This window comes from Micromonospora sp. NBC_00421, from assembly GCF_036017915.1.
Classification (GTDB): Bacteria; Actinomycetota; Actinomycetes; order Mycobacteriales; family Micromonosporaceae; genus Micromonospora.
Window position 1 is genome coordinate 3917722 of sequence record NZ_CP107929.1, and the last position, 18730, is coordinate 3936451.

General features: G+C 74.4%; 18 protein-coding genes. 8 read left to right on the forward strand and 10 right to left on the reverse strand.

Going from position 1 to position 18730, the window contains the following annotated elements; all coding sequences use genetic code 11:
• Positions 1-11: 11 nt before the first annotated feature.
• From OHQ87_RS16130 to OHQ87_RS16140, 3 genes are all read right to left on the reverse strand, one after another.
• Positions 12-509: a DUF1990 family protein gene (locus tag OHQ87_RS16130; RefSeq protein WP_328338691.1), complete on the reverse strand. Its 498-nt coding sequence runs from the start codon at positions 507-509 to the stop codon at positions 12-14.
• A gap of 126 nt (positions 510-635) precedes the next feature.
• Positions 636-1058: an SRPBCC family protein gene (locus OHQ87_RS16135; RefSeq protein WP_328338692.1), complete on the reverse strand. Its 423-nt coding sequence runs from the start codon at positions 1056-1058 to the stop codon at positions 636-638.
• 198 nt (positions 1059-1256) lie between these two features.
• Positions 1257-1466: a hypothetical protein gene (locus OHQ87_RS16140; RefSeq protein WP_328338694.1), complete on the reverse strand. Its 210-nt coding sequence runs from the start codon at positions 1464-1466 to the stop codon at positions 1257-1259.
• Between the two features lie 135 nt (positions 1467-1601).
• On the opposite strand from OHQ87_RS16140, the gene OHQ87_RS16145 reads away from it, so the two are divergent.
• Together OHQ87_RS16145 and OHQ87_RS16150 are read left to right on the forward strand one after the other, a co-directional pair.
• Positions 1602-2717: an ATP-dependent DNA ligase gene (locus OHQ87_RS16145; protein WP_328338697.1), complete on the forward strand. Its 1116-nt coding sequence runs from the start codon at positions 1602-1604 to the stop codon at positions 2715-2717.
• Positions 2718-2746: 29 nt separating this feature from the next.
• Positions 2747-4330, forward strand: a complete 1584-nt coding sequence (locus OHQ87_RS16150; protein ID WP_442930834.1) for an alpha/beta hydrolase — start codon at positions 2747-2749, stop codon at positions 4328-4330.
• Positions 4331-4412: 82 nt separating this feature from the next.
• On the opposite strand, the gene OHQ87_RS16155 is transcribed toward OHQ87_RS16150, so the two are convergent.
• Complete coding sequence (locus tag OHQ87_RS16155; RefSeq protein ID WP_328338699.1) at positions 4413-4910, reverse strand: potassium channel family protein; 498 nt, start codon at positions 4908-4910, stop codon at positions 4413-4415.
• Between the two features lie 67 nt (positions 4911-4977).
• Between OHQ87_RS16155 and OHQ87_RS16160 the strand changes: the two genes are divergently transcribed.
• Entirely contained in the window at positions 4978-5430 is a 453-nt protein-coding gene (locus tag OHQ87_RS16160) for a GNAT family N-acetyltransferase (RefSeq protein ID WP_328338700.1), read from the forward strand.
• Between the two features lie 79 nt (positions 5431-5509).
• Here OHQ87_RS16160 and OHQ87_RS16165 read toward each other — a convergent pair whose 3' ends face one another.
• Genes OHQ87_RS16165 through OHQ87_RS16180 form a run of 4 tightly spaced genes read right to left on the reverse strand, consistent with a single transcriptional unit; the run spans position 5510 to position 13151 of the window.
• The gene (locus tag OHQ87_RS16165; protein WP_328338702.1) at positions 5510-6229 is read right to left on the reverse strand and encodes an ABC transporter ATP-binding protein; all 720 of its coding nucleotides are present in this window, start codon (positions 6227-6229) and stop codon (positions 5510-5512) included.
• Positions 6226-7224, reverse strand: a complete 999-nt coding sequence (locus OHQ87_RS16170) for an ABC transporter ATP-binding protein (protein ID WP_328338704.1) — start codon at positions 7222-7224, stop codon at positions 6226-6228. The genes OHQ87_RS16165 and OHQ87_RS16170 overlap by 4 nt, the downstream gene beginning before the upstream one ends.
• A 1-nt stretch (position 7225) precedes the next feature.
• On the reverse strand, positions 7226-9919 hold the full coding sequence (locus tag OHQ87_RS16175; RefSeq protein WP_328338706.1) for an FtsX-like permease family protein: 2694 nt from the start codon (positions 9917-9919) through the stop codon (positions 7226-7228).
• A 43-nt stretch (positions 9920-9962) separates the two neighbouring features.
• Complete coding sequence (locus tag OHQ87_RS16180; protein ID WP_328338708.1) at positions 9963-13151, reverse strand: FtsX-like permease family protein; 3189 nt, start codon at positions 13149-13151, stop codon at positions 9963-9965.
• Between the two features lie 190 nt (positions 13152-13341).
• On the opposite strand from OHQ87_RS16180, the gene OHQ87_RS16185 reads away from it, so the two are divergent.
• A complete protein-coding gene (locus OHQ87_RS16185) occupies positions 13342-13644 on the forward strand; it encodes a hypothetical protein (RefSeq protein ID WP_328338710.1) in 303 nt (100 codons plus the stop codon).
• Positions 13645-13818: 174 nt separating this feature from the next.
• On the opposite strand, the gene OHQ87_RS16190 is transcribed toward OHQ87_RS16185, so the two are convergent.
• Both OHQ87_RS16190 and ligD read right to left on the reverse strand, forming a co-directional pair.
• A complete protein-coding gene (locus tag OHQ87_RS16190; RefSeq protein WP_328338712.1) occupies positions 13819-14007 on the reverse strand; it encodes a hypothetical protein in 189 nt (62 codons plus the stop codon).
• An 818-nt stretch (positions 14008-14825) separates the two neighbouring features.
• Positions 14826-15857: a non-homologous end-joining DNA ligase gene (gene ligD / locus OHQ87_RS16195; RefSeq protein ID WP_328338714.1), complete on the reverse strand. Its 1032-nt coding sequence runs from the start codon at positions 15855-15857 to the stop codon at positions 14826-14828.
• A 47-nt stretch (positions 15858-15904) separates the two neighbouring features.
• Between ligD and msrB the strand changes: the two genes are divergently transcribed.
• The 4 genes from msrB (at position 15905) to OHQ87_RS16215 (ending at position 18576) form a co-directional block, all read left to right on the forward strand.
• The gene (msrB, locus tag OHQ87_RS16200; RefSeq protein ID WP_328338715.1) at positions 15905-16315 is read left to right on the forward strand and encodes a peptide-methionine (R)-S-oxide reductase MsrB; all 411 of its coding nucleotides are present in this window, start codon (positions 15905-15907) and stop codon (positions 16313-16315) included.
• 116 nt (positions 16316-16431) lie between these two features.
• Positions 16432-16689, forward strand: coding sequence for a Prokaryotic metallothionein (locus OHQ87_RS16205; protein WP_328338717.1), 258 nt, complete (start codon positions 16432-16434; stop codon positions 16687-16689).
• 87 nt (positions 16690-16776) lie between these two features.
• A complete protein-coding gene (locus tag OHQ87_RS16210; protein WP_328338719.1) occupies positions 16777-17223 on the forward strand; it encodes a GNAT family N-acetyltransferase in 447 nt (148 codons plus the stop codon).
• Between the two features lie 219 nt (positions 17224-17442).
• Positions 17443-18576, forward strand: coding sequence for a lytic polysaccharide monooxygenase auxiliary activity family 9 protein (locus tag OHQ87_RS16215; RefSeq protein WP_328338721.1), 1134 nt, complete (start codon positions 17443-17445; stop codon positions 18574-18576).
• Positions 18577-18730 lie beyond the last annotated feature (154 nt).

Consider the following 18730-nt stretch of genomic DNA (forward strand, 5'->3'; position numbering starts at 1 on the left):
CGGGTGGACGCCTACCGGCAGAGCCGACGGAGGGTGTGGGCCAGCCAGCGGGCGTACCCGTGCTGGACGGCACGACCGGCGGGCCCGGCGGCGGTCATGAACCAGCGGTCCGGCCGGCTGAACGCGGTCACCTCGAAGCTGACCCCGCCCTCGGCGTCACAGCGGACCAGGAACGCCTCCTCGCCGCGTTCCGGATGGCCGGGCAGGGTGCCGTAGCCGAAGCCGGCCTCCCGGTCGCTCTCGACCACCCAGACCACCTCGCACGGCCCCCACACCCGCAGCGGACCCACCCCGAGCCCGGGGGTGACCCGCACGCCGGGCGCGGCGCGCAGCGCGTCGGTGCGTATCCGCACCCCGGCTGCCCGGTGCAGCCGCCAGCTCAACACGGCCTCGGCGGCGACCAGGAACCTGCCGGGCGGCAGCCGGAAGGTGTGCCGCAGGTGGTGGTAGCCCGCCGGCAGCGGCCCGCGTCGGGTCGCCCCCACCTCGGGGTACGTCAACTCGGACATCCCACCTCCCTGGGTCCACTCCCAGCCTAGGACCGACGGCCTCGACCGGCGACCCCGCCGACCGCCGCATCGGCCGGACGTGCTGCCCGCCGGCCGCGCCCACCGTCAGCTCTGTTGACCGGTGGCTCAGGCGGGCGCGCAGCGCCGGCGGAGCCCGTCGGCCTCCAGCCGCAGGTAGCGGCGCACCAGCCGACCACCGAGCCAGCCGGTCGGCCGGGCGAGCGGGCCGGTCAGCACCAGCACCAACTCCACCCGGACCCGACCGTCGGGCAACGGCACGATCCGGTGCTCACCCCGGCTGCGTACCCCGGGGGTGGTGGACTCCCAGACGAAGCAGCGGGGCGGGTCGAACTCGGTGACCCGCCAGTACGTCGGACGCAGCCGGGGCTGCTCCAGCCGGGCGGTCGCGCCGAGCACCAGCGGCCCGGCCTCACCCCGGCGGGCGCTGCGGACCGAGGCGGTCCACTCCGGCCAGCGTTCGACGTCGGTCTGCACCGCCCAGACCGTGTCGATGTCCGCGTCGATCTCGGTCGTCGTCTCGAACCGCATACCGCCTCCGTGGTTCCGCCGGGCACCCGCCGCACCCGTCCCGGTCACGACGAGGCTGCCGCAGCGATCGTGACCGGTCCACCCTCCGGTCGTCGTCCCGACGGCGACGCGCGCCGTCGCGGCACCCCGCCCCGGCATCCGCGCGCACCGGCGGTGCGGGCGCCCCCGCGGCCCCGCCGGGGCGGGGGTGGGCGGGGTTCAGGCGGATTCGCGCAGGTCGGCCAGGTCGAGCGGGGTGTGCCGGCGGAGCAGCTCCACCAGCTCGGCGACCGTGCCCGCCTCGCCGAGCACGTTCTTGCCGCCGCCGAAGCGGGCCGGGTAGCGGTGCACCAGCCGGTACCGTTGCCGGCCCCGGACCAGCTCGACGCTGACCCGCCAGCGCCCGCAGCAACCACACCGCCACTCCACCCGGCGACGGTAGCTCTGAGCTGCGCAGACACCGTCCGCAGCCGAGGGACGAGGGGGTACGGACGGGACACGCCGGACCGGCACCGACGGTGATCCGCCTCACCACTGTCGGTGGCGTCTGGTTGACTGGTCGCCGTGGACCTGCCGATCAACCCGCCGGTCGAGCCGATGCTCGCCAAGAGCGTGACCCGCCTCCCCACCGACCCCGGCCTGACATACGAGCCCAAGTGGGACGGCTTCCGCTGCATCGTGTTCCGCGACGGCGACGAGGTCGAGCTGGCCAGCCGGGGCGGCAAGTCGATGACCCGCTACTTCCCCGAGGTGGTGGCGCAGGTCCGGGCGCAGCTGCCCGAGCGGTGCGCGGTCGACGGCGAGTTGATCGTGATCCGGCGCGACGGGCCGGCCGGTCAGCCCCGGCTCGACTTCGAGCAGCTCGCCCAGCGGATCCACCCGGCCGCCTCCCGGGTCGCCATGCTCGCCGAGACGACCCCTGCCGACTTCGTCGCCTTCGACCTGCTCGCCCTCGACGACGAGCTGCTCGTCGACCAGCCCTACCCGGCCCGCCGGGAACGCCTGGTGCGGGCGCTGGCCGGGGTCCGGCCGCCGGTGCACGTCACCCAGGTCACCACCGACGCCGAGACCGCCCGGCGCTGGTTCGAGGTGTTCGAGGGCGCCGGGCTGGACGGTCTGATCGTCAAGCCGGCCGACCTGACCTACCAGCCGGGCAAGCGGCTGATGACCAAGGTCAAGCACGCCCGTACCGCCGACGTGGTGGTGGCCGGGTTCCGCTGGCACAAGTCCGGGCCGGTGGTCGGTTCGCTGCTGCTCGGCCTCTACGACGACGCCGGGGTGCTGCACCACGTCGGGGTGAGCGCCTCGTTCACCATGGCCCGCCGGCAGGAGCTGCTCGACGAGCTGGCCCCCTACCGGGAGGGCGGCGACGAGCACCCGTGGGTGCACGGCGACCACGAGCGCGGCCAGCGCATCCCCGGCGGGGTCAGCCGCTGGACGGGCGGCAAGAACCTCGACTGGGTGCCGCTGCGGCCCGAGCTGGTGATGGAGGTCGGCTACGACGCGATGGAGGGCGACCGGTTCCGGCACACCGCCCGCTTCGTCCGCTGGCGGCCCGACCGGGATCCCCGCTCCTGCCGGTACGACCAGCTCGACCGCCCGGTGCGGTTCGACGTCGACCAGGTGCTCCGGGGTGATCCGGCGGTCACCGTGCCGCCGGAGGCGACCACCCCGGCGTAGCCTGGCTGCCACACGATCATGGAGGCTCGCTGGTGACCCGCACTGCCCACCGGATCCGTCGGGTCCGGCTCACCCTGGCCGGGTTGGTCGCGGGCGCACTGCTCGCCACCGGATGCACGCTGCCGGCGTTCGCTCCGCGTGCCGAGGACTCGGCGGCCTCGACACCCGGCAACGCCCCCACCTGGCGGGCCTGCCCCGAGGTGGCCGACGAGTTGGTCGGCCGGGGCGCTCCGGGCATGCGTTACGAGTGCGCCCGGATCGCGGTGCCCCGCAACTGGGGCACCGGGACGGGGGCGACCGCCGGGCCGGGCAGCGGCGAGACCTTCGAGATCGCGCTGCTGCGGGCCCGGTCGTCGAAGCAGCGGGATCGGATCGGTTCCCTGGTGATCAACCCGGGCGGGCCGGGCGGGTCCGGCGTGGACACCGCCGTCTACCTGTCGTTCGGGCCGTCGTTCGGCGGGCTGCCCACCACGATCACCGACCGGTTCGACATCGTCGGCTTCGACCCGCGCGGGGTGTCCCGGTCCAGCCCGGTGAAGTGCATCTCCGACGCCGACCTGGACGCCAGCTTCGGCTACGACCCCGATCCGCGCAGCCAGCAGTCGTTCGACGGTTACCAGGCGCTCAACCGGCGGATCGGCCGGGACTGCGGCGACCGGTACGGCGACCAGCTCCCGCTCTACGGCACCGAGCAGGCCGCCCGGGACATGGACGCGGTCCGGGCCGCCGTCGGTGACGACAAGCTCACCTACCTCGGCTACTCCTACGGCACCCTGCTCGGCGCGACCTACGCCCAGCTCTATCCGCAGCGGGTCCGGGCGCTTGTGCTCGACGGCGCGGTCGACCCGCAGCAGCAGCTGGTGGCCGGTTCGGAGAGCCAGGCCCGGGGCTTCGAGCGGGCGTTCGACAACTTCGACCGCTGGTGCGCGGCGAACGCCGGCCGCTGCCCGATCGCCCCGGACGCCCGGGGCGCGGTGACCTCGGCGATCGACAAGGCGAAAGTCTCCCCAGTACGCGGAGCCGCCGGGCGGGAGGCGACCTCGGGCTGGGTCTTCTACGCGGTGATCTCCTCGCTCTACACCGAGTCGGGCTGGGAGGAGTTGGCCCGCGCGATCGACCGGCTCGACGACGGCAACCCGGCCGACGTGTTCAAGCTCGCCGACGCGTACGCCGGGCGGGGCGAGGACGGGCACTACTCCAACCTCTTCGACGCCAACCTGGCGGTCAACTGCGCCGACGAGACCGAGAAGCCCACCGTCGCGCAGATCCGCGACCTGCAGTCCCAGTGGCGGCAGAAGTACCCACTCTTCGGCCCGGCCCTGGCGGTGGGAATGTTCGGCTGCGTCGAGTGGCCGGGCGGGCGGGACCCGTACCCGACCGGCCGGGCCGACGGGGCACCGCCGATCGTGGTGGTCGGCACCACCGGCGACCCGGCCACCCCGTACGAGCAGACCGCCCGGTTGGCCGCGATGCTGGGGGTCGGTCGGGTGCTCACCTGGGAGGGCGAGGGGCACACCGCCTATCCGCAGACGAGCTGCATCACCCAGGCCGTGGACGCGTACCTGGTCTCGCTCACCGTCCCCCGGGAGGGGCTGCGCTGCCCCGCCCGCTGACCGGCGCCCGGCCGAGTGTCCGGCCCGGCCCGGCTCCCGACCGGATGTCCGGCCCGAGCCGGCCGGCGACCGGCAGGCCGGGTCAGCGGCGGTTACGGCGTCCCCGCAGCCGTTGCCTGACGAGGCTCGCGTGGTCCGGTGGGGCCGGGTCGGGTGGCAACTCCGGCAACGCGATGCCCTGACGGGCCGCCAACTCCTCCAGCAGGGCCCGCATCCGGCGCACGTCGTTCTTCAGCTCCTCCTGCTCGACGTGCTCGAAGGCGTCGTCGTCGACGATGAGCCGGCTGGCGAAGTGCGCGGTGATCAGCGGGATGACCAGCAGCACCATGGTGGAGATCAGCAACGCGGCCAGGACGCGTCCCTGCCAGCTGGTCGGCGAGATGTCGCCGTAGCCGACGGTGGAGGCGGTGACCACCGCCCACCAGACGGCGTCGGCGGCGCTGCGGTGCTCCACCTGGCCGTAGATCACCCCGGCCACCACGATCATCAACAGGTACGACGTGATGAGCGTCCGGGGCGAGTTGGCAAAGTACACCAGGCCCCGGTAGACCCACCGGAACGGCAACAACAACGGCTCCATGCCGCACCATGCTGCCTTCCGGCTGCCACCTCCGCCCGCCACCGGGTCGTTGTGACAGGCTGCCGCCGTGACCGACGTGATCCTGCGGGAGGCCGTCCGGGCCGACCTGCCCGCCGTGCTGGCCCTGCTCGCCGACGACGTGCTCGGCCGGGCGCGCGAGCACACCGGGGTGGACGAGGCGTACGAGCGGGCCTTCGCCGACATCACCGCCGACCCGCGCAACCAGCAGGTGGTGGCCGAGCGCGCCGGGGAGGTGGTCGGCTGTTTCCAGCTCACCTACATCCCGGGGCTGGGCCGGCACGGTGCGGAGCGGGCGCTCGTCGAGGCGGTCCGGGTCCGTGCCGACCTGCGCGGCCAGGGGCTGGGGCGGACGATGATGAGCTGGGCGATCGACCAGGCCCGGCGGCGGGGCTGCGGGTTAATGCAGCTCACCACCGACAAGTCGCGCACCGAGGCGCACCGCTTCTACCAGCGCCTCGGCTTCGTGGCCAGCCACGAGGGCATGAAGCTCCCCCTCTGAATCCAGCCCCGCCGGGCCACCGACGACCAGCCCATCCGGCCACCGACGACCAGCCCACCCCGCCACCGACGGGACGGGATCAGTCGTCGACCAGGCGGCCGTCGCGCAGGGCCAGCGTCCGGTCGGCCACCTCGATCAGGGTCGGGTCGTGCGTGGCGACCAGGGCGGTCATCCCCCGGGCGTGCACCACCGCGCGGAGCAGGTCCATGATGGCCCGGCCGGTCTCGGAGTCGAGCTGACCGGTCGGCTCGTCGGCGATCAGCAGGTCGGGTTCGTTGGCCAGGGCACGGGCCACGGCGACCCGCTGCTGCTGCCCACCGGACAACTCGTACGGGCGCTGGCGGGCGTGGCCGCCCAGACCGACCAGCTCCAGCAGCACCGCCACCCGCTGTTCGCGTTCCGCCGCCGGGACCCGGGCCAGCCGCAGCGGCACCCCGACGTTCTCCGCCGCCGACAGGATCGGCACCAGCCCGAAGGTCTGGAACACGAACCCGACGGTGCCACGGCGCAGCCGCAGCAGCTCGGCCTCGCCGGCAGCGGTGACGTCGTGCCCGGCCACCCGGACCCGGCCGGTGTCCGGTCGGTCCAGGCCGCCGACCAGGTTGAGCAGGGTGGTCTTGCCGGCGCCCGAGCGGCCCCGGAGCGCGACCAGCTCGCCCCGGCCGGCGGTGAACGAGACCTCGCGGACGGCGTGCACGGCGTGCCGCCCCCGGCCGAACGTCCGGCTCACCCCCTCGACGCGTACCACCTCGTCGGTGACCGGCCCAGCGGCACGGACGGCGGAAACCTGCTCGCTCATGCGTCACTCCCGTTCTGCTCCGGCGTCCGGTCGCCGGGGCGGACCTGCACATGGTCCGGTGCGAGATCGAGGCGGACCCGGTCCCGCAGCTCCAGGGCCGCCACGAACGGTGCCGGGAGCTGCATCCGACCGGTCCGGTCCAGCACCGCGTACTCCTCGCTGACCAGTTCGGTGCTGCCGTCGACGCCGATCCGCGTGGTCCGGCGTACCTCCGAGGCGGTGCGGCCGTCGCGGATCGCGACGGTCCGGCGGACCTGGTCGGCGACGGCGTGGTCGTGGGTGACCACCACCACCGTCACCCCCAGCTCGGCGTTGATGGTGCGCAGCGCCGCGAAGACCTCCGCACCGGTCGCCTCGTCCAGCTCGCCGGTCGGCTCGTCGGCGAAGAGCACCTCCGGGTCGTTGGCCACCGCCACCGCCACCGCGCAGCGCTGCTGCTCACCGCCGCTGAGCTGGCCGGGCCGCCGGTCCGCGCAGTGGCCCACCCCGACCAGTTCCAGCAACTCGTCGGCGCGGCCCCGCCGGGCCCGGCCGCCACCGCCGCGACCGGCCAGCCGCATCGGCAGTTCCACGTTCTCCCGGGCGGTCAGGTAGGGCAGCAGGTTCCGGCCGGTCTGCTGCCAGACGAACCCGACGGTACGTCGCCGGTAGCTCAACCGGCGGCGGGCGGAGAGCGACAGCAGGTCGTAGTCGGCCACCCGGGCGATCCCCGCGGTCGGGGTGTCAAGCCCGGAGAGGATGTTCAGCAGGGTCGACTTGCCCGACCCGGACGCTCCGACGACCGCCACCAGCTCACCCCGGTCGATCACCAGGTCCAGCCCCTGGAGGGCGACCACCTCGACGCCTTCGGTCTGGAAGATCCGGACCAGGCCGTCGCAGACGATGTGCCCCCGCAGCCGATCCTGCCCACCGGCCCGTTCGGCCGCCCGCTGGGCCGCCCGACGTTGCAGGTCCGCCAGGTCGGGTACGACGGGATCATCCGCGATCGTGGTCATCTCAGCTCTCCTCTCCGAGCCGGAGCACCTCGCCGAGGCGCATCCGACGGTTGTTCAGGGCCTCCACCGCCATGGCGAAGCCCAGCGCGACCGCGCCGAGGCCGACCGTGGCGGCGACCAGACCGGGGGCGAAGCCCACCCGCACCGGCGTGCCGCCGGTGAACGCGGCGAGCCCGAGCAGCGGAGTGAGCAGCACCGGCAGCAGCACCCCGACCAGCGCGCCGGTCAGCACCGACACCCCGACCAGCGGGGTCAACTCCACAAGCAGCAGTCCCCGCCACTGCCGACGGGACAGGCCCAGGGTGCGCAGCCGGGACAGCACCGCACCCCGGGCACGGGCCCCGGCCAGCACGGTGAAGGCGATCGCGAGCAGCGCCAACACCCCGCCGGCCACCGCACCGGCGGCGAACCCGAACGCCAGCAACCCGTTCGCGCCGCCGCCGCCCAGCCGCAGCCGGGTCTGCGTCCAGGTCTGCACCGCCACGCCCCGGGGCCGTTCCCGGCCGGTCACCGCGCCGCCGGTCTGGTAGCGGTGCTGCCCCTCGTCCCCGACCTGACGCAACGCCCCGGCGTCGAACCGGTCGCCGGCGACCAGGAAACCGGTGGGCACCGGCGGGGTGTCCCGTCGGGGCAGCGCCTGCCAGGGCAGCACCACGTACCGGGTGGTGTCCGGCCCGGCCAACGGGAAGTCGGCGACGGTCCGGGTCGGCATGAACTCGTACCGCTGGCCCTGCACGGTGACGAAGGCGGACCGCAGGCCGGCGGCGGCCAGGTCGGCGGCGACCGCCGGGGAGACCACCGCCGGCACCGGCCCGGCACCCGGCCGGGCGTCGCGCAGCGGGCCGGGCACCGGGACGTCCCGACCGGCGGCCCGCGCCGTGCGGACCAGCGCGGGGCCGTCGACAAGCAGCACGGCGGTGTCGCGCAGCCGGGCGTCGGTGCCGTCGGCGTCGGTCGCCAGCCGCTGCGCCGGCCCGTCGGCCAGCCCGGTGGCCGCCAGTACCCCGGGCAACCGTTCCAGCGCCGCGCCGGTGTCCGGGGCGAGCCGGTCCCCCCGGATCAGCGCGTCCGCCGGCACCGCCCGGGTGGCGACGTCGTCGCGGGTGGCCTCGATGCCGGTGGCGACCACGGCGCAGAACGCGGCGGTGGCGACCGCGAGCACCACCACGACCAGCGGGGTGGCCGCCACCGCCCGACCGGCGCGGGCCGTGCCGAGGAAGGCCACACTTCCCCGGGTACGCGCGGCGAGCCGGCCGGCCAGCCGCACCGGCCACGGGTACAGCCGCAGCGCCAGCACCGAGGCGGCCACCGCGACCAGCGCCGGGACCGAGACCAGCAACGGATCGACCTCGCCGGGGGTGAGGCCCCGCCGCCGCAGCAGCACCACCGCGAGCCCGGCCAACAGCACCAGGGCGGCCTCGGTGGTGGCCCGCCGCGCGGACGGCCGCAGCCGGCCCAGGTCCCGCCGCCCGAGCACCCCGGCCGGTACGGCCAGCGTCGCCACCGGCAGCGCCAGGGTGACCAGGGCTGTCGCGCCGACGGCGAGCGGCCCGGTGTCGCCGGGCGCACCGGGCAGCAGACCGCCGAGCAGCCAGCCGAGTCCGGCGGCGGGCGGGACGACGAGCAGCGACTCGGCGAGGCTGCGTCGCAGGCCGGTGGTGACGCCGCCGCCCCGGGCACGGATCAGCACGAACTCGGCGCGGCGGCGACGCGCGGTCGAGGCGGCGGCCAGCACGACCAGCCCGGCCAGTGTCGCCAGCACCCCGGCGGTGATGACGGCGAGCAGGGTACGCGCCGAGCCGACCGCCCGGCTGAACTCGCGTAGCAGGACGTCGACCCCCTGGGTAAGTTCCGTGCCGGTGCCGCTGTTGTCGGCCCTGGCCAGCCGCTGCACCCCGGCGACGAGTCGGTCGATCCGTCGGACGTCGATGCCGTCCACACCGAGCCGGTAGCGCCAACTGAACGACATCGGCCGGCCCTCGACGGCCAGCCGGTCCAGCGCGCCGACGGCGACCACCCCGACCAGCACGAACGGCTCGGCGTCCCCCTCCGGTTCGATCACCTCCAGCACCGCGGGCAGGGCGTCCCAGCTGCCGTCGGCCGGGTCGACCGGCCGGAACAACCCCACCACGGTCAGCGGGGTGGGCGGGCTCTGCGGGTCGGGCGCGGCGAGCACGAGTCGGCTGCCGACCCGCAGCTGGAACCGGCCGGCGAGGTCGGCGGGCAGGGCGACAGGCACCGGGGTCTCCCGGTCGGCCGACCCGTCCGGCCAGCGCCCGTCGACCAGGGTGCCCACCGTCTCGATTCCCGGCATGGCGCGCAGACCCAGGTTCACCAGGTGGTTGCCCCGGGTCAGGTCGGGGCCGGTGACCCGGCCGGCGGGGGTCTGCGCGGTGTACCAGCGGTGCGCCACGGCGGCCCGCACGTCGGCGGGCATCCGCTGCTGGAGCGCGTCCAACTCGGCCGCCCGGCTGCTCGGCGGTGGGCCACCGGCGAAGGGGCGGGTCGAATACGTGAGGTCGAGGCGGGCGGCCGGCGCGGCGGCGAGGTGTTCCCGCAGCCCCTGCCCGGCCAGCCGGTTGACCACCCTCGGCACCCCGCCGACCAGCAGGGCGATCACCAGCGTCAACGCGGCCAGCAGCAGGAACTGCCCGCCGTGGGCGCGTACCCGGCGGATCACGGCACCGATGCTCATCGCTGGTTCTCCCCCTCGCACAGCCGTCCGGTCGTCGCTGTCCTCACCGGTCTCCCCCGCCGCGTAACCGGGCGACGGCGACCCGCTGCCGCAGGCCGGTGGCCATCGCCGCGCTGCCGGCCAGCGCGGCCAGCAGCAGCCCCGCCGCGGTCAACCCGATCGGGGTCCAGGCCAGGGCGAACGCCGGCTCGGGCACCGGTCGCCCGGCGGCCGGGGTGAGCACGACAAGCGGGGCCATGGTGGCCCCGACCGCCGCGCCGAGCAGCAGGCCGACCCCGACGCCGATCCCGGCCAGGAAGGTCTGCTCGGCGAGCAGCGCCCGGGCCAGCAGCCGGGGTGACGCGCCGAGGGTGTGCAGCACCGAGAACTCACCGATCCGATGCCGGGCGGTGGCCCAGACGTCCACCACCAGGCCGACCAGGGCGAGCAGCACCGACCCGAGGGCGGCGGCCAGCAACCCCGTCCGGGCACCCTGCCAGTACGGGTCGTCGGCGGCCACGGCGGCGGCCTGCCGGCGGTCCAGCAGGGTCACCCCGGGCAGCGCGGCGGCGGCCCGGGTCGCCCCGGCAGGCGCGGCGGGATCGACCCGCAGCCACCACTCGGGCACCGCCCGGACGGTGCCGGAGTTCCGGAGCAGCCAGTCGGTCGCGGCGGGCAGGTCGAGCAGCACCCCGTCCCCGGTGGTGGCGGGCAGCGCGGTCACCTCCCCGACCAGCCGCACCGGCAGCGAGACCCCGGACAGCGCCAGCACCACGGTCTCCCCGGGCCGGACGTTGAGCGCCGCCCGCACGGCCGGGGTCATCAGCGCCGGTACGGCGGGGTTCGGGCCGTCCGGCACCACCACGAAGCGGGACGACGGCTGGTACGCGTACCGCCCGCCCGCGACGAGCCCGACCGGGTGGGTGGCGGTCAGCCCGGCACCGGTGACCGTGGCGCTGCCCTGCTCGGCGGACTCGGCGGGCTCGGCGGCGGCCACCCGCCACCGGCCGGTGAGCGGGACGGTGGTGGGCCGCGCGTCCGGGCCTGCGGTGCGCAGGTCACGTACCTGGAGCGCGTACCCGCTGCCGGCGCTGTCCCCACCGTCGGCTTCGAAGCCGGCCAGCCGCAGCCCGTCGCCGGTCGGCAGGTCGACGGTGAACGCGACGGCCCGCCCGTCGCTGCCGGCGCTCGCCACCGGCAGCCGGTAGGCCAGCCCGTCGGCCCGGGTGAGCAGCACCGACACGGCGATCCGGTGCGGGCCGACGGGCTGCTCGACGGGGGTGCGGACGGTGCCGGCGAGTCGGCGGGCGTCCGCCGGCAGGGGCACCCCGACGGCCGGTCCCCGGGCGGCGGCCAGCGCCGGGAACAGCTCCCGCGCGGGCCGGTCGGCGAGCCGGTCGCTGAACCTGACCACCTCGGCGGCGTGCGCGGTGTCCAGGCCCAGCACGGTGGCCTGCCGGTCGTCCCGGCCGACCCGGACGTCGTCCCGCCAGGCCGGCAGCGCCCGGTCGACCCCGGGCAGCGCGGCGAGCGCGGCGGCCCGGTCGGCGGGGGCGGCTCCGGTGCGTTCGACCAGCCGCAGGTCCGCGCCGACGGCGTGGTCGGCCTGGTCCGCCTGGGACCGTTCCCCGGTGGCGACAAGTGACCAGGCCAGGGTGCTGCCGCCGACGGCGAGGGCGAGCAGCAGCACCGGCCCGGCGTGCGGACGCCGGCCGGCCTGCCACATCCCGAAGATGGTCGCGGTCCACGGTCGCCTGTCGACGAACCGCTCGGCGAACCGGGTGGCCGGCGGGAGCAGCCGCAGCGCCACCACGGCACCGGCCAGCACTCCCAGCGTCGGCGCGGCCACCAGCAGCGGGTCGACGCCGAGGTCGTTGCCGGCACCGGCCAGCGGGGAGGAGTAGCGGCGCAGTTGCACCCAGGCCAGCACGGCGAAGGCGACCAGGGCCAGGTCGAGTCCGGCCCGGCTGATCGTCCCGGTGCGGTCGGGCCGGGACCGGGCGGCCAGGTCGGCCACGTAGGTGCCGGCACCCCGCAGGGTGGGCGCGACCATGGCGGTGAGGCAGCCGACGGCGGTGGCCAGGGCCGCCGCCCAGACCCAGCCGCCGCCAGCACCGCCCAGGTCGACCGGGCCGTCGGCGGCGAGCCGACGCAGCGCCCCACCGGCGAGCAACGGCCCGAGCAGGGCGGCCGGGACGACCACCAGGGTCGCCTCCCGGGCCGCCAGGCCGACGAGCTGGCGGCGGGCCGCGCCTCTGGCCCGCAGCAGGGCGGTCTGGGCGCGGCGGTCCTCGTGCAGCAGGGCGGCGATCAGCACCAGTGCGTATCCGCCGAGGACCACGATCAGCAGCAGCGGGGTGGCCAGGGCGGAACGGCCGGCCAGGTCGGCCCGGCCGATCCGGTCGATCAGCCGGTCGAGTGTGGTCACCGCCTGCGCGGAGGAGCCGAGCCCGGCCGCCTCGGGAACCTCGGTCGCGGCGGTGGCGACCGCCCGGCGCAGCGCGGGCAACCGGTCCGCCCCGACGGCGGCCAGGTCGGGCGCGACGACCCAGGCGGCGGAGACCGCGCCGGGGAAGGTGGCCGCGAAGTCCGCCGGGTCGAGCACGAACGGCCCGCGCGCGGCGTCGGCGTCCGGGGTGACGCCGAGCCCGGGGGCGAGTCGCCAGTACGGATCTGCCGGGTCGCGGGGCCGCCAGGTGCCGGAGACCGACACCTCGGTACGCCTGTCGGCGCTGCGGTCGCGCATCGGCACCCGGTCACCGGCCCGCAGGCCCAGCGTGCCGGCGACCTTCTCCGGCAGGGTGGCCTGGAGCGGGCCGGCCCCGGCGGTCGGCCAGTCGCCGTCGACCAGGTCGGCGTGCCGGGGCAGGTCGTCCAGGGTGGCCAGGGTGGCGAAGACCGGGTCCGTTCCGGTGCGGACGGTCGCGCCGAGGTCGCCTGTGAGTTCCCGTCCCGTGCCGTAGCGGGCGGCGGCGACCCGGACCGGGGTGGTGCCGAGGGCGGTGCGGAAGCCGTCCCGGACGGCCCGGTCCCGGGTGGCGTACTCGGCGGGGTCACGCCCGCCGGAGCCGCTGACCAGCAGGCTGCGTTCCTCGACGGGCGCGGCGGCGATCAGGGCCCGCTGCCCCGCGTCGACGGCCCGCCGGTTGTAGTCGGCCAGCCCGGTGACCAGCGCGATCGCGACCAGTGCGGCGGCTGCTGCCGCGAGCAGCAGGCCGCGCGCCTCGCGGGCCCGCCTCCACACCAGCTTCATTCCGTCGCCTCCCCCGGGTCGGCCCGGGGTCGGGCCGACGGAGAGCAAGAGCGGTGACCCGGCGGGAAAGGTTCGCGCCCGTTACATGATCGTTACCCTGAGCCGTCGGTCGGCCGGGGTGTACGGGGCTGCGCGGCCCGGCCGGAGCCGAGGTCGTCCGGGTCGTCGTCGATCTGGTTGGATCGACGGCATGGAGATCGCCCTCATCATGTCGAGCACTGCCCTCGTGCTGGCGCTGCTGTTGCAACTCCCCCGCCGGGACGGCCGGGGCGACGCGTCGTTCCGGCTGATGGAGATCGAGCGGCGACAGCGGCTGATCATGGAACATCTCGGCATCGTGGACCGGGGCCCGACCCTGCCCGGGGTGCGGGACCACCTGGCCCGGGGCGAGAAGATCAAGGCGATCAAGGCCTACCGGGAGGCGACCGGGGTGGACCTGCGCACCGCCAAGGAGGCGGTCGAGGCGATCGCCGAGGGCCGCCACCCGGCATGATCCACTCAGGTGGGCCGATGTTGCGCGGTCGAAGCCTCCCGAATGCCGCAACATCGCCGACATTGAGTTGAGCATCCCGGCCGACCGCTACTGCTCGACCACACGCGCCAACCGCAGCCTGCCGACTGGGGGTCGCCCCTCCGTCAGCCCCACCGTGCGGCCCGCCGACTGGGACTAGCCCTTTGTCAGCTCCGGCCGGTGCTCGCGGATCCACGCCTCGACGTCGACCTTCCGCCAGACCTTGCCCATCGCCAGCACGGCCACGGGTTCCGGGAAATTCCGCTGGTTGGCGATCACGGACGCGCGCTGCCGGGAGACGTTCCCGAGCATCGTCCTGATCTCCGACACGCCAACGAGGTCCACGGGTTGACGATGACAGCATGAAGCCCACTCGACTCCGACAACTACGCAGGCTGTTGCACCCGGCCCCGTCCCCGACGGAACTGTTCGACCGCTTCCTGTCCTGGACGGCCCGGCCACCCACCCGAGCCGCGAGCGCACCGGCGCGTTCTTCGGCGATGGTCCGGCGGCCCACGCCAGACGACAAGCACCAATCCGAGCCCGGAGCGGAGCCGAACCCGGAATACGAACCGCAAGCCGCTCCGGGACCTGAAACCCACCTCGGAGCGGAAGCTCGATCCGAGGCCGGAGCCTGATCCGGGACCGGAGCCCCGCATGACTCGGATGCCTACGCCGGACCCGAATGGGGATCCGTCCGGAAGACCGAGCGCCGGAAGCTATTTGACGAGCAGGGTCAGCAGTCCGGTGAGCGCGACCAGCACCGCCGCCACTCCGGTGAGCACGGCCGGCAGGATCTTGAGATATTCCAGGATCACGGAATGCTGGCGTCGGGTCCCGCCGATCCGCTGCTCTTTCCTCGTCGTGGCCGCCATGGTGAAAACCCCTGTCCGAACTCGCGCGCGGTCGGATGAGCCGGAGCCGCCGGCCGACCCGCAGCCCGGACCGAGGGGCGTATGCCCTGGTCACGCGAGTGAAGTCGACTTCCGCGCATCCCACCTTTCATATTCGACCGTAGGCGCGGCGACCTGGCGGGCGCAATCATCAGTACCAGAAAGAGTCTGGATGAAAGCCATTTTCACGCGTGGGAGTGGCATTGGACGCAAGTGATTCGCACAAACACCGACACCCCGGCATAGCGACGACCACCGGGCTTTCCGTGCTCAGTCGACGATTTCGTCGGCCGGGCGCTTCGCCCGGCTCGGCTGCACCCGTTTCGGCTCGCCGGGCATCTTCGGATGGTCCGGCGGATAGGGCAGATCGCCCAGCCCGTGCGTGGCGTCCCGATCCGCCCAGTCGAGCAGGGGCGTGATGTCGAAGGATCCGTCGTCGATGCCCGCGTGCGGGTCGCCCCGCTCGGCCAACCGGGCCGGCACCGTACGCAGGTCGAAGTCGTCCGGGTCGACGTCGGGCAACTCGTCCCAGCCGACCGGGGTGGAGACGGTGGCCCGTGCGGTGGCGCGCAGCGAGTATGCGCAGGCGATGGTGCGGTCCCGGGCCATCTGGTTGTAGTCGACGAAGACCCGCTGCCCCCGCTCCTCCTTCCACCAGGCGGTGGTGACCAGCTCGGGGCGGCGCCGTTCCAGCTCCCGGGCCAGCGCGATGGTGGCCCGGCGCACCTCGGTGAACGTCCAACGGGGGGCGATGCGCAGGTAGACGTGCAGCCCCCGGCCACCGGAGGTCTTCGGCCAGCCGGTGACGCCCAGCTCGGCGAGGATGCCGCGCAGCTCGGCGGCGGCGGTGGCCGCGTCGGCGAAGTCGGTCCCGGGCTGCGGGTCGAGATCCACCCGTAGCTCGTCGGGGTGGTCGACGGCGGCGGCGCGGACCGGCCAGGGGTGGAACACCACTGTGCCCATCTGCGCCGCCCAGGCGACGTGGGCGAGATCGGTCGGGCGCAACTCGTCGGCACCGCGCCCGCTGGGGAAGGTGATCCCGACGGTCTGCACCCACGGCGGCACCCCCCGGGTGGGCACCCGCTTGGAGTAGAACGCCTCCCCCTCGATGCCGTCGGGGAATCGTTGCAGGGTGGTCGGCCGGTCCCGCAGGGCGCGCATGATGCCGTCGCCGACCGAGACGTAGTAGTGGAAGACGTCGGCCTTGGTGAAGCCGCGCTCCGGGAAGATCACCCTGTCCGGGCTGCTCAGCCGGACTGGGTGCCCGGCCACGTCCACCTCGGTCGCCGTCGCCTTCGCCATGGCGCGACCATATGCGATGCCCCCGACATCCGACGTACGGTTGACGGGTGAGTCCTGACGAGAACGCACTGCCCCGCACCGAGGACGAGTGGCGGGTCCGGTTGACCCCTGAGGAGTTCCGGGTGCTGCGCGAGGCCGGCACCGAGCGCCCCTGGACGGGCGAGTACGTCGACACCAAGACCCCCGGCGTCTACCACTGCCGGGCCTGCGGGCTGGAACTGTTCGCCAGCGACACCAAGTTCGACTCGCACTGCGGCTGGCCGAGCTTCGACGACGCCATCCCGGGGCGGGTCCGGGAGATCCAGGACAGCAGCCTCGGCATGATACGTACCGAGATCCGGTGCGCCCGCTGCGACAGTCACCTGGGGCACGTCTTCCACGGCGAGGGTTTCACCCCGAAGGACACCCGGCACTGCGTGAACTCGGTGTCGATCCGCCTGGAGCCGCGACAGGGCTGAGCCCGACACGCCGGTACGAAACACCATTTTCCCCATCGAATCGAGCATTTCGCCACCAGGCACGCCGTCGTGGTCGCAGGCTGGGAGACCAGTGCTCTATTCGGAGGGTGGGACAGGTGGCTACCTGCGAGGTCTGCGGTAACGACTACTGGATGGCGTTCGAGGTGCGCACGGTCAGCGGTGACGTGCACACCTTCGACTGCTTCGAGTGCGCGGCGCACAAGCTCGCGCCGATCTGCGAGCACTGCCAGGTGAAGATCATCGGGCACGGGGTGGAGGTCGGCGGCCGGTTCTTCTGCTGCGCACACTGTGCCCGCGCGGTGGAGTCCCTGGGGGCCGAGATCCGCGACGCGGTAGGTGCCCGCCCGGCCTGACCCACCGCGGTCCGGTGCGGGGCAGGCAGCAGAGCAGGCGGGGGCAGGCAGCAGAGCAGGCGGGGCAGGGCCGCCTACCATCGCGGGATGGCACCGCACCGCGTCGACGTCCGTCTCGCCAGCTTCGCCGAACTGGACGCGCGCACCTTCCACGACCTGCTGCGGCTGCGTATCGACGTGTTCGTGGTGGAGCAGGGCTGCCCGTACCCGGAGTTGGACGGCCGGGACGTCGAGCCGGGCACCCGGCACCTCTGGCTGGCCCGCGACGGCGTCGTCCTGGCGTACCTGCGGGTGCTGGCCGACCCGGGCGGCGTGGCACGGATCGGTCGGGTGGTGGTGGCCCCGGCGGCCCGGGGCGGCGGACTCGCCGGCCGGTTGATGACCGAGGCGCTGCGGCTGGTCGGCGACCGGCCGTGCGTGCTGGAGGCACAGGCCCACCTGGCCGGCTTCTATGCCGGGCACGGGTTCACGGTGACCGGCCCGGAGTACGTCGAGGACGGCATTCCGCACCTGCCGATGCGCCGGGAGAACTGACCGGCCCACCCGGGACCCCGGCACGGGAGAAGGGTCCGGGCGGGGCACGGGCACGTGCTGGGGCGCGACCCACCAAACCACCGAAACATTGACGGATACCGCTTTCCTGTGCAAGCCTGCGGGGGTAGAGCCGTCGTGGGAGCCGCACAGCAGGCACGGGAGGGGCAACTCCCGGCCGTCCGGGCGTCGTTCGACCGACCCCTTCACCTCGGAGGCTCCATGTCCACCGTCCTACGCAGACGACCCCACGCCATCGCGGGGTCGCTGCTCACCGTCGGCGCGATCATCGCGCTGCTGCTCACCACCGCCCTGGCCAACTCGGCGTCCGCGCACGGCGCGGTGGTGAACCCGGGGTTCCGCGCCTACAGCTGCTGGGAGCGCTGGGGTGCCGAGTTCCAGAACCCGAGAATGGCCACCGAGGACCCGATGTGCTGGCAGGCCTGGCAGGCCGACCCGCAGGCCATGTGGAACTGGAACGGCCTGTTCCGGGAGGGTGTCGCCGGCAACCACCAGGGTGCCATCCCGACCGGCCAACTGTGCAGCGGCGGACGCACCCAGAACGGCCGCTACAACGCCCTGGACACCCTCGGCGCCTGGAAGACCACGTCGGTCGCGAACAGCTTCCGGCTGAAGTTCTTCGACCAGGCCAGCCACGGTGCCGACTACATCCGGGTGTACGTGACCAAGCAGGGCTTCAACGCGCTGACCACGCCGCTGGGCTGGAGCGACCTGGAGCTGGCCGGACAGATCGGGAACACCCCGGCCTCCCAGTGGGACAAGGACACCGGTGGCGTGTCGATCCAGATCCCGGTGAACGCGCCGGGTCGTACCGGTCGGCACATCGTCTACACCGTGTGGCAGGCCAGCCACCTGGACCAGTCGTACTACCTGTGCAGTGACGTCGACTTCGGTGGTGGCGGCCCGACCACCCCGCCGACCACCGCACCGCCCACCACCGCACCGCCGACGACGCCGCCCACCACCGCGCCGCCGACCACCGCGCCGCCCACCACCGCCCCGCCGACCACCGCCCCGCCGACCACGCCGCCGGCGACCGGTGGCTGCACCGCCACCTACCGGGTGACCTCCACGTGGAGCGGCGGGTTCCAGGGCGAGGTGGACGTGACCGCCGGCGCATCGGCGATCAAGGGCTGGACGGTGAACTGGACGTACTCCGGGGGCCAGCAGGTCAGCCAGGGGTGGAACGCCACGCTGACCAGCAGCGGGTCCGCGGTGACCGCCCGCAACGTCTCCTACAACGGGGCGTTGTCCGCCGGAGGGAAGACCACCTTCGGCTTCCTCGCCTCGGGCACCGGCACCAACCCGACCCCGGTCTGCACCGCGACCGTGTGATCCCGTCGACCCGTCGCCCCTGCGTGGCACGGGTCGGCACGTGACACCGAGGACGTAGCGGTCTCCCGAGCCTGGGAGACCGCTACGTTCGTGTCCGGGCCCGATCGGGGCCGGGACAGCAACGTCCAGATGCGGACAGCGCCGGGCTGCCGGT